Annotated in this window: 11 protein-coding genes; 10 read left to right on the forward strand and 1 reads right to left on the reverse strand. The window is 46.4% G+C overall.

All coding sequences use genetic code 11. The annotated features are described in order from the left end of the window. The first annotated feature begins 75 nt into the window (after positions 1-75). From SAPGRDRAFT_RS10985 to SAPGRDRAFT_RS11020, 7 genes are all read left to right on the forward strand, one after another. On the forward strand, positions 76-1233 hold the full coding sequence (locus tag SAPGRDRAFT_RS10985; RefSeq protein ID WP_253271310.1) for a DUF3419 family protein: 1158 nt from the start codon (positions 76-78) through the stop codon (positions 1231-1233). Between the two features lie 29 nt (positions 1234-1262). Beyond that, complete coding sequence (locus SAPGRDRAFT_RS10990) at positions 1263-1904, forward strand: class I SAM-dependent methyltransferase (RefSeq protein ID WP_002659334.1); 642 nt, start codon at positions 1263-1265, stop codon at positions 1902-1904. 15 nt (positions 1905-1919) lie between these two features. Next, positions 1920-2765 (forward strand): UDP-2,3-diacylglucosamine diphosphatase, encoded by an 846-nt coding sequence (locus SAPGRDRAFT_RS10995; RefSeq protein WP_002659335.1) that lies wholly within the window; start codon positions 1920-1922, stop codon positions 2763-2765. A gap of 88 nt (positions 2766-2853) precedes the next feature. After that, a complete protein-coding gene (locus SAPGRDRAFT_RS11000) occupies positions 2854-3801 on the forward strand; it encodes a hypothetical protein (RefSeq protein ID WP_002659336.1) in 948 nt (315 codons plus the stop codon). Positions 3802-3954: 153 nt separating this feature from the next. Next, the gene (locus tag SAPGRDRAFT_RS11005; RefSeq protein WP_002659337.1) at positions 3955-4917 is read left to right on the forward strand and encodes a ribose-phosphate pyrophosphokinase; all 963 of its coding nucleotides are present in this window, start codon (positions 3955-3957) and stop codon (positions 4915-4917) included. Between the two features lie 276 nt (positions 4918-5193). Continuing rightward, the gene (locus SAPGRDRAFT_RS11015) at positions 5194-6732 is read left to right on the forward strand and encodes a sensor histidine kinase (protein ID WP_002659338.1); all 1539 of its coding nucleotides are present in this window, start codon (positions 5194-5196) and stop codon (positions 6730-6732) included. Positions 6733-6819: 87 nt separating this feature from the next. After that, the gene (locus tag SAPGRDRAFT_RS11020) at positions 6820-7545 is read left to right on the forward strand and encodes a response regulator transcription factor (protein WP_002659339.1); all 726 of its coding nucleotides are present in this window, start codon (positions 6820-6822) and stop codon (positions 7543-7545) included. Positions 7546-7682: 137 nt separating this feature from the next. Here the strand turns inward: SAPGRDRAFT_RS11020 and SAPGRDRAFT_RS11025 are convergent, their stop codons facing one another. Further along, positions 7683-7931: a hypothetical protein gene (locus SAPGRDRAFT_RS11025; RefSeq protein WP_002659340.1), complete on the reverse strand. Its 249-nt coding sequence runs from the start codon at positions 7929-7931 to the stop codon at positions 7683-7685. Between the two features lie 35 nt (positions 7932-7966). Between SAPGRDRAFT_RS11025 and SAPGRDRAFT_RS11030 the strand changes: the two genes are divergently transcribed. From SAPGRDRAFT_RS11030 to SAPGRDRAFT_RS11045, 3 genes are all read left to right on the forward strand, one after another. Next, complete coding sequence (locus SAPGRDRAFT_RS11030) at positions 7967-8179, forward strand: hypothetical protein (RefSeq protein ID WP_002659341.1); 213 nt, start codon at positions 7967-7969, stop codon at positions 8177-8179. 785 nt (positions 8180-8964) lie between these two features. Beyond that, entirely contained in the window at positions 8965-11034 is a 2070-nt protein-coding gene (locus SAPGRDRAFT_RS11040; protein ID WP_002659342.1) for a thioredoxin domain-containing protein, read from the forward strand. Between the two features lie 290 nt (positions 11035-11324). Continuing rightward, complete coding sequence (locus SAPGRDRAFT_RS11045) at positions 11325-12155, forward strand: hypothetical protein (RefSeq protein WP_172635358.1); 831 nt, start codon at positions 11325-11327, stop codon at positions 12153-12155. Positions 12156-12187: the final 32 nt, after the last annotated feature.

The following is a 12187-nucleotide window of genomic DNA, read 5'->3' on the forward strand; positions in this document are numbered from 1 at the left end:
TTTTTGCCCAAACTAGTTGGGTCTGAAAGCAAAGGCCCTCAGCTGCCCTTAAGTTGGGCGAACAAACTAAACTTTATGATTAACCATTTTAGAGACTGGATATTTAAGAATGTGCATGGTGGGAGCCTTGTATACAACATTTGTTGGGAAGATCCTCGTTGTGACCGTGAACTGATGCAAATTGAGCCAGACAGCGAAATTGTGATGATTACGAGTGCGGGATGCAATGCCCTAGATTATCTGTTGGATGCCCCCAAGGCCATTCATTGTATTGATTTAAATTCTCGGCAGAACGCCCTATTAGAATTTAAGAAGAGTTTATTTAAGCATAGCTCTTATGATGAGTTGTACGACTACTTTGGCGATGGCAAGCATGCGCAGGCGGAGGAAGTTTATCGGCAGCAATTGCGTTCTCATTTGCCGGCTTATGCGCAGGAATTTTGGGATCAAAAGATGAGTTACTTTGAGGGCAAGGGGCCTAAGAAGAGTTTTTATTATAGAGGATCTTCGGGGACATTAGCCTGGTTATTTGTGCGATATATGCAGATGCGGCCTAGTTTGCACAGCAAGGTATTAAAATTGCTCAAGGCGGAGACCTTAGAAGAGCAGGAGCAATATTTTGATCAGGTAGAGCGCAAATTATTTAACAAGGCGGTACGTTGGACCATCAGTCGGCATTTTTCTTTGGCTTTGGCGGGTGTACCTAGAGCGCAGCGTCGGTTAATTACTGAAGAATATCCGGGTGGGGTGAGTAGTTTTGTGGTAGATGCGGTTCGGCATGTATTTACGGAATTGGACATTAAGGAAAACTACTTTTGGCAAGTCTATGTGAATGGGCATTACACCAAAGATTGCTGTCCGAGTTATTTGCGGGAGGAGAATTATTTATCATTGCGAGAGCGGGCGGACAATATCCATACGCATACCACAAGTTTTTCGCAATTTCTCAAGGACAATCCGGGGCAATATAGTCATTATGTATTATTGGACCATCAGGATTGGTTGGCGGCGCATGATGTGCCAGCTTTAGAGGAAGAGTGGCAGTGCATCTTGGCGAACAGTCGGCCGGGCACAAAAATCTTGATGCGTTCTGCGGCTATGCGGATCGACTTCTTTCCGGATTTTGTGAAAGAGCGGGTCAGTTGGGTTTCCTCGGAGGAGGAGTTGAAGGAAAGTCATTTTCAGGATCGGGTAGGGACTTACGGCAGTGTTTATTTAGGGACAGTGAAATAAGTTTGTACATCAAGAACAAGAATTAGCGCATGGGAACAGCACATAAAGACTCGAGAGAGCAAGCGAGTAGTATGGACCAGTACTACAAATTTCAGTCAAAAATTTATGATCTAACGCGATGGAGTTTTCTCTTTGGTCGGGTAGAAGTGATTAAAGACATTCCGTTGGAGCGGAATGCCTCGATAAAGATCTTGGAAGTAGGATGTGGGACGGGTTTCAATACGAAGATATTGGCCGAGACCTTTCCTGCTGCGGAGATCAAGGCCTATGAGGTCTCTACGGATATGGTAGATATTGCGACCAAGAAGGTGGCGCCATTTGGTCAGCGGGTGCAGGTTGTGCATGCGCCTTATGGTCAGGATGCGGAGGGGCAAAACGGGCAGTATGATGCCATTTTGTTTTCCTATTCATTGACCATGATCAACCCACAGTGGGAAGATCTATTGAAGCAGGCGAAGAAAGACTTGAAAGTGGGGGGGTATATAGCGGTAGTAGATTTTCATGACAGCAAGCAAGCTTGGTTCAAGAGTCATATGGGCAACCATCATGTGCGGATGGATGGTCATCTGCGTCCTTTTTTGCGGGACAACTTTGAGCCCATCGTGAACAAAGTGCGGTCTGCCTATATGGGAGTTTGGGAATACATTAGTTTTGTAGGCAAGAAGCAGTAGCTCCAAAATACCCCCATGGCAGACAAAAGAGAAATCGACATATTGGTCCTTTCTGATGTGCATTTGGGCACCCAGGGTTCGGAGGCCAAGGCCTTATTGCAATATTTGCAGAGCTTGGCGCCTAAAATGCTCATTTTGAATGGAGACATTATAGACATTTGGCAATTTCGGAAGGGATATTTTCCGCGGGCTCATTGGGCCGTTTTGCGGCATTTTCTGAACTTAGCAGAGGCTGGAGTGCCGGTATATTACTTAACGGGCAACCATGACGACAGTTTGCGTCGGTTGACGCCTTTTCGTTTGGGCAACATTCACTTACAGGACAAATTGCTTTTGGAGTTGGATGGCAAGCGGGCTTGGTTCTTTCATGGAGACGCTTATGATCCCTCGGTACATAAGGGGCGTTTTTGGGCCAAGATAGGGGGGCAATTTTATGATTGGAGTATTCTACTGAACCGGGGGGTGAACCGTTTGTTGAAGCCTTTGGGGGTACCGCCTAGTCAGTTTTCTAAGCGCTTGAAGGCCTCGGTAAAGGCGGCGGTACAAAAAATGAATGACTTTGAGCAAAAAGCGATAGAGGTGGGTTTGGCCAAGGGCTACGACTATGTAGTTTGTGGGCATGTACATCGGCCTCAGCATCGGGAGATTGTGACAGATTTTGGGCAATTGACCTACTTAAACTCAGGCGATTGGATGGAGCACCGTTCGGCCTTGGAGTATGTAGACAAGGCTTGGCGGCTCTATCATTATCGGGCCGAGGAGTTTGCTCTGCCTGCCTGTTTGGAGGGCGTAGAGAACAAGCTAGAAGAGCTCCTACGGAGCATACAGGATGATACTTCAGACCGTTTTTCTCGGCTTTAGTTAAAAGGTTTAGGGGGCTTTTGGTATATTAGTTGAAACTATAGCGACCGAAATTCCACATTTAAATGACTTCATCGAATAAGCTAATATGAAACAACTACTCATTTTCTGTTTGACGATATTATTTGTCCCGCAGATACTTTCGGCACAGGTTCCGGAGGTACCTAAAAAGAAATTCACTTATGTAGAAGATCGGGACTACTTATATGATTATGACTTAAGGGGAAACACTATTTTTCCCTATCGGACCAAATTGCGGGGAGCGCATTATGACAGTCCCTTAGAGCATGGGCAAGCCATTTTTGAAATTGAGGGGACCAAGGTCACGATTAGTGAAAAGATTCGGTTTTCGACAGCGGGCATAGATGCTGCGCCTAATAAAGAGCCGGTGACTATGCACATTCATAAAACGGAATCAAAGGCTTTTGGCTTTGTAATGACCTTGATTGACTTGCGGAATCCAGAGATTCAGGGTTTTATTCAGTTTCATTGTGACCGTGGCCGTTTGGTGAAATTGCATTATCAGGAGGAGCCGACGAGTTCGGAGCATATATATTATATAGCGCCTACTCCAGATTATCAGTTGAACAGAGACCGTTTATACTTTACGCAATTGGGTGATGTGAGTTTGGTGGATGAGGAGCAGTTGTATAAGCAGAAAGTGGTGCCATTTTCTACCTTAGAACTGAAGTACGATCATTTGGAGTTCAATCGGATTTACGCCAAGGATTTGGTGAGCATTGAGTTTGAGGAAGTGGTTATCCCTAAGGGCAAGCGTCGGAAGAAGCGGGAGCAGTTTATTAAGATTAGTGATAGCCGAAACAAGGCCACCCCCAAGCAGGTCTTTAAGATCAAGAAAAACAAGCGTTCGCGTTTCTTTGATCCGATCAAGGGGAAAGAGGTACCCGCCCGCGTTCTGAAGGTAGTTAATGAAGTTACCTCAAAAGAGTCGGAAATCTTTTTAGTTGAGGGCTCGAACCAAACCTTAAAATATATTGTAATTGCTAATATGCGTTATTTACTGCGCTCTAAATAAATGAATTATGCCTTTGGCCTTTGGCTGAAGGCTTTTTTTATGGAGCAGTGGGGCATTGCGCTTTAGGGATATGCTTAAAAGCTTATATTTTCAAACAACTTAGATTGCATTCATAGAAATCTGTAGCGGATTTCATTAAAACTTCCTCCTATTATGGAACTCGTTAGTAATGTAAAACTTTTTTCTGGGCAAAATTCTCGTTATCTGGCCGAGCGGATTGTAGACTACTATGGTCAGCCTTTGGGAGACATGAGTATTGAGCGTTTTTCGGATGGAGAATTTCAGGCAAACATCAAAGAATCGGTTCGTGGTGCCTATGTATTTTTCATTCAGTCTACTTTTGCGCCTACAGAAAACCTCATGGAATTGCTCTTAATGATGGATGCGGCCAAGCGGGCTTCTGCAGGCTACATCACGGCGGTAATTCCATATTTTGGTTTTGCCCGACAGGATCGCAAGGACAAGCCGAGGGTGGCCATTGGGGCCAAGTTGGTGGCTAATTTACTGATGGCGGCTGGGGCCAATCGGATTATGACCATGGACCTACATGCCGATCAGATTCAGGGATTTTTTGATATTCCCGTAGACCATTTAAAGAGTGAGGGCATCTTCTTTGAATATTTGGAAGGCTTGGATACTGCTAACCTCATTTTTGCTTCTCCGGATGTGGGCAGCACCAAAAGAGCGAGAGTCTATGCGCAGCATTTTGATTGTGGCCTAGTCATTTGCGACAAATACCGCAAAAAGGCCAATGAAATTGCCGAGATGACCGTAATTGGAGATGTAGAAGGCAAAGACGTTATCTTGGTCGATGATATTATTGATACGGCAGGGACTTTATGCACAGCGGCCCAAGCCTTAATTGACAAGGGGGCGCGTTCGGTGCGGGCGGTTTGTACGCATGCGGTCCTTTCTGGCCCAGCTTATGAGCGCCTAGAAAAGTCAGTTTTGACCGAATTGGTGGTTTCGGATACAATTCCGCTGAAGGAAAAGAGTGAAAAAATTAAGGTGGTTTCTACGGCTAAGTTATTTTCTCGGGCCATAAGGAACACTCATGAGCACCGTTCTATTTCGGCACTTTTTGTAGAAAAGCGAAAATCTAGTTATAGTAAATAAAACTTGGGGCTGCTGAAAAGTGGCCCTTTTTTTTGGGTCTAGAACGACCGAAGGGAGTGGCCTAGCGATGCGAAAGGGGGCGGCGAAGCCGCAGACCGAGGCCGTTAGGCCGCAGGGCCGAGCAGACCTGCGAGCCCTGAAGCGTAGCGCCGCAAGGCGAAGCCGCTGCGGAGGCCCCAAAAGCAGTAGAGACATTAAAAAAAACAAAAAAGCCTTTAGAACCTTCTGAAGATCAGGGATTCTTTCTTTCTTGGAAGCAGTAAATTAGTTAATGGAATGAATCGATCGTCTATTATAGGAATTGTTGGGGTGATGAGCATTGCTCTTTTGGGGATCTTTGGCGTACAAGTCTATTCGATCCAGCGGGCTATTATGCTCAATGCCGAGCTTTTTGACAATAATATTCATGCGGCATTAGAGCATGTGGTGTCTAAATTGGAGCAGGCTGATATTAAGCGGATGGCAGAAATGTACGACCTCCCTAAACTGTCGGAAGGGCAAGATTTGGGGCGGGATCTGCGGACCTTGGCCGAGGTGGAGGCCATACATACCTCTTTAATTTATCAGGATACCAATAACCAAGCGGTTTCTGTAGATACCTTTGAGGTAGAGGGAGTTGGGCGTTTGCAAACCGTCTTTTTTAGCCGAGAGAAGAGGAGCCGAAGCTGGAAAAAAGGGGGCGGGCAAGCCTTTATGACCCAATTTAAGACCTACTTTACGCATCATAGTTTGGTGCAGAATATTCCTTTGACGGAGCGTTTGGATTGGTCTAAACTCAATCGTTTGATTGAAATTGAGCTGAGCAAAAAAGGAGTAGAGGGTCCCTATGCCTACGGTGTTTATGATGTGCGAGCCGATAGCTTTTTGCGCCTCAACCCCATTTGTAAGAAGGCCGAGCAGAAAGACTACTTTGAGAAAGAAGACTTTAAATATATGGCGAGTTTGTACCCTTCTTTGGAGGAGGAAACAGCCCGGATTTATATTGACTTTCCCTATAAACAGTACCATATTTGGCAGAGTTTATTGGCCAATATTATTCTGACGATCTTTTTTACGGGGATTGTGAGTTTTATCTTTTATTATACAATTCATATTATCCTGAAACAAAAGAAGTTGTCTGAAATGAAAAGCGACTTTTTGAGTAATATGACGCATGAGTTTAAGACGCCTATTGCTACCATTTCACTAGCCACCGATGCCGTGCGCAACTTTGTGAAAATGGGCAAGGTGGATAAAGCCGAGCGCTTTATACATATTATTAAGGAGGAAAATGAGCGGATGAACTCGCAGGTGGGGAAGGTCTTGCAGATGGCGAGGATAGACAAAAAAGAGTTCTCCTTAAATATGGAGATCATAGATGCCCATCAGATTATGCGAGATGCGGCAGAGAAGATTATGCTGCAATTGGCTCAGAAAGAAGGGGTAATAGAGCTCGATTTACAAGCTAGCCAGCACGAACTAGAAGCCGACGAAACGCATTTTACAAATATTATTCATAACTTATTGGATAATGCCAATAAGTACTCCCCTGAAAAACCACATATCATTTTGCATAGTCGCGATGCTTCTGGCGGAATTAAAATTACGGTAGAAGATCATGGTTTGGGCATTTCTAAGGAGGCGCGTCGACATATTTTTGACAAATTCTATCGGGTCCCCACAGGCGATATTCATGATATTAAGGGATTTGGCCTAGGGCTAAGCTATGTAAAGGCCATTGTAACAGCTCATGCCGGACATATCGAGGTGAAAAGTGAAGAAGGCAAGGGGAGCCGCTTCACACTTTTTTTTCCATATAAACATCAGGAGGATTAAAGCCGCCAAATGTTAAAATTTGGTACATTTTATGCGAACCTTCAAGCAATCGATGAAGAGCAGTAACCCTAAAAAATAAAAGACTCTATGACTGAGAACAATAAAATCCTACTGGTAGAGGATGATCGCAATTTTGGCGATGTATTATCTTCTTACCTAGAAATGAATGACTTTGATGTCGTCTTGGCTACAGATGGCGAACAAGGACTAGAAAAATTTAAGGAGGGGCAGTACGATCTTTGCATCTTTGATGTGATGATGCCTAAAAAAGATGGCCTTTCTTTGGCCAAGGATGTCCGACAGCTGGACCAAGAGATTCCGATTATCTTTCTCACGGCCAAAACCATGAAAGAGGATGTCATCAAGGGCTTTAAGGCCGGAGCCGATGATTATATCTCTAAGCCCTTTACCTCTGAGGAGTTGCTCTATCGCATTCAGGCGGTGCTCAAGCGCAGCCAACGAACAGATCAGAAGGATCGCTCGGCCAAGGAGTTTGAGTTTGGCCGCTTCCATTTTGATTATCCTTTGCGCATTCTAACCTTCACGGCAGCCGATGGCAGTACCGCAGAAGACAAATTATCACCCAAGGAGGCAGAGTTGCTCAAAATGTTCTGCGTTTATGTCAATGACGTTTTGCCCCGATCGGTGGCCCTCAAAGAAATTTGGGGCGAGGACAACTATTTTACGGCCCGCTCCATGGATGTATTTGTGACTAAGTTGCGCAAGTATCTCAAGCCCGATGAAAATATCGAGATTGTCAATATTCATGGCAATGGCTTTCAGTTGCGGGTACAGGCTGAAGAAAAGGCTTAGCCTCCAAATCGCTAATTTTAAGCTCTGTTTCTTAGAAGCAGGGCTTTTTTTATGAGGCTCAGGGGGGGGCTGGGTCCCCTTTCGCAGCGCTCATCCTTTTGGCTTGCAGCCAGTTGGGCCGAGCCCGGCAGGCAAAGCTAGTTTTCTTTTTGCTCGGCTTGCTGCAACAGTCTATAGCGCTCAATAACAGCGCCCCCAAAAAGCGATAGCCCGGCATTGAAGCAGAGCAGGGCAGCCGTGCCCCAACTCCCCCAGCTATAAAAGCTTTCGTTTTGGGCCTTGGCCATAATGGCTTCACCTAGGAGCGAAAGCCCAAAACCTGTGAGCAAAAGACCAGAAATAGCCAAGATAAGCCAGCGTTTGTGACTTGGATTTCGTTTATTCATATATTCCCATTTTTTAGAACTAACAACTATTTATTATGAAAACTAAATCGATTATTGCCCTAAGTTGTTTAGCTGTTTTTGTTTTGGCCTCTTGTGCAAGCCCCTATAAAAAACGCCGCCGATGCAAAGGAAACGGAAGCTGGTATGGCAACAGAAACGTATCGCAGGCTCCAGCCACCCAAGAGAGTAAAAGCTTAAAGTTAAGTGATTACCAAGCAGCGATAGAAGAAAAAGAAGAACTGCACTAAAAGGTCTTAAAGCTGCTCTATTTAGAGTAGCTTTTTTTTGGGGCCTGCCGCCTTCGGCGGCCGGGCCCTTTTGGGGCTCGCAGGTCTGCTCGGCCCTTCGCAGGCTTTGCCTGCTCGCTCTGGCCTGCGGCCACCCCTACAGGCCCCTAGGCCAGGCTGCCCCGCGGCTCAGCTACAAGCCGCTTTGCGGCTTCAAGCTTCGCCGGCTCGCGCCAAGCGCGCCCGGACGGCGGCTGGCGGCGGCCACCTTCTTCTTTAGGCATTACTTTATCAGGCCCTCAACATATTTCATTTCAGTTTTGGGTTTTCCCCGTGCCGCCCCCGCCTGGGGGCTGGGCTCCTTTGGCCTTGGGGGCCAAAGCGCCCAGCATGGCGTTCGTCGCTCCGCTCCTCACCCCAAAAAAATAGCCATTGGCCCAAACTCCCCAAGGGATTCCGGAAGGAATCCCGCAGAGGGGAGGGTGGGCGGGGACATTATCAGCAAATGAGGAGCGCAGCGACGAATACCGCCCTTACAGCAGAAATTAAAGCGCATTAGCGCAAGAAAATCCCAAATAGCCCTTATTTTTAGCCAAAAGCAGCTGGCCTAGCGATGTGCAGCAGTGCAGCGAAGCTGCAGACCAAGGCCGTGAGGCCGCAGGGCCGAGCGAACAGCGAGCTGCGAAACGTAGCGCCTGCCGCAGGCAGGAGGCCCCAAAACAGCAGCAAGCTGCAGAACGACAACAAGGCTACAAGCCGCAGTTCGACGACTGTAAGGAGTAACGCCCCAAAAAAACAACAACAAAATGAAATACAGCAACCGACTCCAAAAAGAAAGCAGCCCCTACCTACAACAACATGCCCACAACCCCGTCGACTGGTACCCCTGGGGCCAAGAAGCCCTAGACAAAGCCAAAGCCGAAAACAAAATGATCCTCCTCAGCATCGGCTACTCTACCTGCCATTGGTGCCACGTCATGGAAAAAGAATCCTTTGAAGACCCTAGGGTAGGGGAGTTCATGAACCAGCATTTTGTTAGCATCAAAGTGGACCGAGAAGAACGACCCGACCTAGACCATATCTATATGGAGGCCGTCCAATTGGTAACCGGCGGACAAGGCGGCTGGCCCCTCAACTGCTTTCTGCTCCCCAATGGCCGCCCCTTCTTTGGCGGTACCTACTTTCCGCCCCGCCGAATGCAAAACCGAAACTCCTGGATGGAAGTGCTCGGCAACCTCAGCAAGGTCTGGCAAGAACAACCCCAAACCATTATCGACCAAGCCGATAAACTCTACAACTTCTTGCAAAAAGGAGAAGACAAAATGACCGAGGGCATCGACTTTGGCCAAAATGGCGACTCGCCATTTAAGACCAGCGATTGGAACTACTGTCTGGACCAATTGGCCGACAATTTTGACGAACAAGCTGGCGGCTTTGGCCACTCCCCAAAGTTTCCCTCTGTCATGTCTTTGCGCTACCTGTTAAATAGCTACTACCACGAAAAGGACCAAAAATCCATGCAGCAGCTCCAATTTTCTCTAGATGCCATGATTTACGGCGGCATCTATGACCTATTGGGCGGTGGCTTTGCCCGCTATACCGTAGACCGCTACTGGAAAATTCCGCATTTTGAAAAAATGCTCTACGATAATGCCCTGCTCATCGGCCTATTGGCCGATACCTATAAACTAACCCAAAAACCAGTCTACGCCCAAACTATTGCCGAATGCTGGAACTGGCTGCAAAGCGAAATGCAAAGCCCAGAAGGCACCTACTACTCGGCCCTAGATGCCGACTCTGAAGGCGAAGAAGGAAAGTTTTATGTCTGGAACTGGGAGAAACTGCAAAACGCCCTCGCTAATTGGCCCCAACCCTGGAAACAAATCTTTTTAGACTTTTATGATGCTTCTCCCGCCGGAAACTGGGAGGGCAAAATCATCTTGCGCCGCCCCCAAAGTCTGGCCGGCTTTGCCCAAAGCCGTAAGCTAGACCCCAAAGAACTACAGCAAGAATTAGATAAAATTAAGGCGCATTTGCTAGACATCAGAGCCCAGCGCATCCGCCCTGGCCGAGATGAGAAAATTATCCTCTCTTGGAACGCCCTTTTGGCAACCGCCTTACTCAAAGCCTATCAGGCCATCCGCTTACCTGAATATAAAAAGGCGGCTTTTGGCATTTTGGAGCAAATAGAAAAGCGCCTGCAAAATGAAAAGGGCCAACTCCTACACAGCTATGCAGGCCAGAAAATTGCCCCACAACTCGCCTTCTCTGATGATTACGCCTTTTTGATAGAAGCCCAACTCTTGGCCTATGAAATCAGTTTTGAGGAAAAGCATCTGCAGCAGGCCGACCACTTGATGCAAGCCTGCATAACAGACTATTCGGCAGAAGCTGGCCTCTTTTATTATAGCTCTGCGCAACAAACTGATATTTTGTACCGCAAAAAAGACCTCTACGATAGCGCCACCCCCTCTGGAAACTCAAGCCTGATGCACAACTTAGAGCAGCTAGGCATCCTCCTAGATAAGGCCGAATATAGAGAACGAGCCGCCCAAATGGCCGCCGCTATGCGCAAAAGTATTCGCAAATATCCTCAGTCCTTTGGACGATGGGCCAACTTTTTATTTAAGATTTTATACCCCACTAAAGAAGTGGCCATTGTTGGCCCAGAGTTTGCTAATTGGGCGGCGGAAATGCAAAGTCAATTTGCGCCAAATCTGATCTATGCCGCTACCCCCAAGCAGTCTTCTCTCCCCCTACTTTTGGGCAGAGAACAAACAGACGGAAAAAGCAAAATATTTATCTGTGAAAATTATGCTTGCCAACTGCCTGTAGATAGCGTAGCGGAAGCTTGGACTAAGATTAAAAATAAATAAGCAAAAGACCTGTTTTTTTAGCCGAAAAATAGTGGTCTAACTTCTTCGTAATTAGCGTTTTTTGAACGATTGTTAAAAAAATGTAAAAAAAAGAAAAAAGACTTGCTTTTATGGGGTAAAGGCCCCTACATTTGCACTGTAATTCATGGCGCTCTTAAATTTTAAAGAGGAGGACGAGCCCTCTTAAGAGCAATCCAGATATTTACTAATGCAGTCAAACATTTCCCTAATGTTTAGCTGTTCATTTTTAAACCTTAATTTTCATTATGAAAAAACTGACGATTTTTTTGATGGCGGTTTTGTTCGCAGCTGGAGCTAACGCTCAGGTAGAACAAGTAACCAGCAAGAATGGTCTAGACGTAATGCCCGAAGCTGGCCAGTTCGCTATTGGCTTTGATGCTGCCCCCTTCTTGGGTTATGTCGGTGACTTCTTCAACAACACAAGCAACAACAACTTGTCTGCTACTTATGTAGACAATAACTCAGGCTTGCAGTTGTACGGTAAGTATTTCCTTTCGGAAAGCCAAGCTATCCGTGGTCGCCTCCGCCTAAACCAAAACACTGTTCAACAAGTAAACCGCGTGATGACAGACGGTCAAAACCAGACCAACATCGAGGTAGAAGATGAACTAGTGTCTAACACCTTCACTGTAGAATTGGGTGGTGGTCTAGAATGGCGCCGCAGCAAAGGCCGTATCGTAGGTGTTTATGGTGCTGAAGCCAATATCGGTATGAGCACTTCTGGCTCTACTTATACTTACGGTAACGAAATGTCTGTAGATAACCAACTTCCTACTACAACTACTAACTTTAACTCAGGTGCTAGCAGCCGTCAAGCTGACCGTATGGTTTCTGCAAGAGGTGCAAACAGCTTCTCTATCGGAGCTCGTGGTTTTGCTGGTGTTGAGTATTTCGTTGCTCCCCAAATCTCTTTGGGCGCTGAGTTCTACCTAGGTATTGCTTACAGAGGTACTAACCGCTCACAAGTAGTTACAGAAGAGTTTAACCCCGTTACTCAAGAGGCGGTTGAAATCACTGATGTAGATGCTGGTACTTTGACCGAATTCGGTATCAACACTGCCGATTATGGAGGAGCTATCAACTTGATGTTCCACTTCTAATCTGAACTTCTGTTCATTTTATATTTTCCCTT

This window comes from Saprospira grandis DSM 2844, assembly GCF_000275825.1.
Classification (GTDB): Bacteria; Bacteroidota; Bacteroidia; order Chitinophagales; family Saprospiraceae; genus Saprospira; species Saprospira grandis_A.

Coding starts and splice junctions, on each gene's coding strand:
- SAPGRDRAFT_RS10985 (WP_253271310.1), top strand. CDS start 76: ATGATTAACCATTTTAGAGACTGGATATTTAAGAATGTGCATGGTGGG.
- SAPGRDRAFT_RS10990 (WP_002659334.1), top strand. CDS start 1,263: ATGGGAACAGCACATAAAGACTCGAGAGAGCAAGCGAGTAGTATGGAC.
- SAPGRDRAFT_RS10995 (WP_002659335.1), top strand. CDS start 1,920: ATGGCAGACAAAAGAGAAATCGACATATTGGTCCTTTCTGATGTGCAT.
- SAPGRDRAFT_RS11000 (WP_002659336.1), top strand. CDS start 2,854: ATGAAACAACTACTCATTTTCTGTTTGACGATATTATTTGTCCCGCAG.
- SAPGRDRAFT_RS11005 (WP_002659337.1), top strand. CDS start 3,955: ATGGAACTCGTTAGTAATGTAAAACTTTTTTCTGGGCAAAATTCTCGT.
- SAPGRDRAFT_RS11015 (WP_002659338.1), top strand. CDS start 5,194: ATGAATCGATCGTCTATTATAGGAATTGTTGGGGTGATGAGCATTGCT.
- SAPGRDRAFT_RS11020 (WP_002659339.1), top strand. CDS start 6,820: ATGACTGAGAACAATAAAATCCTACTGGTAGAGGATGATCGCAATTTT.
- SAPGRDRAFT_RS11025 (WP_002659340.1), bottom strand. CDS start 7,931: ATGAATAAACGAAATCCAAGTCACAAACGCTGGCTTATCTTGGCTATT.
- SAPGRDRAFT_RS11030 (WP_002659341.1), top strand. CDS start 7,967: ATGAAAACTAAATCGATTATTGCCCTAAGTTGTTTAGCTGTTTTTGTT.
- SAPGRDRAFT_RS11040 (WP_002659342.1), top strand. CDS start 8,965: ATGAAATACAGCAACCGACTCCAAAAAGAAAGCAGCCCCTACCTACAA.
- SAPGRDRAFT_RS11045 (WP_172635358.1), top strand. CDS start 11,325: ATGGCGGTTTTGTTCGCAGCTGGAGCTAACGCTCAGGTAGAACAAGTA.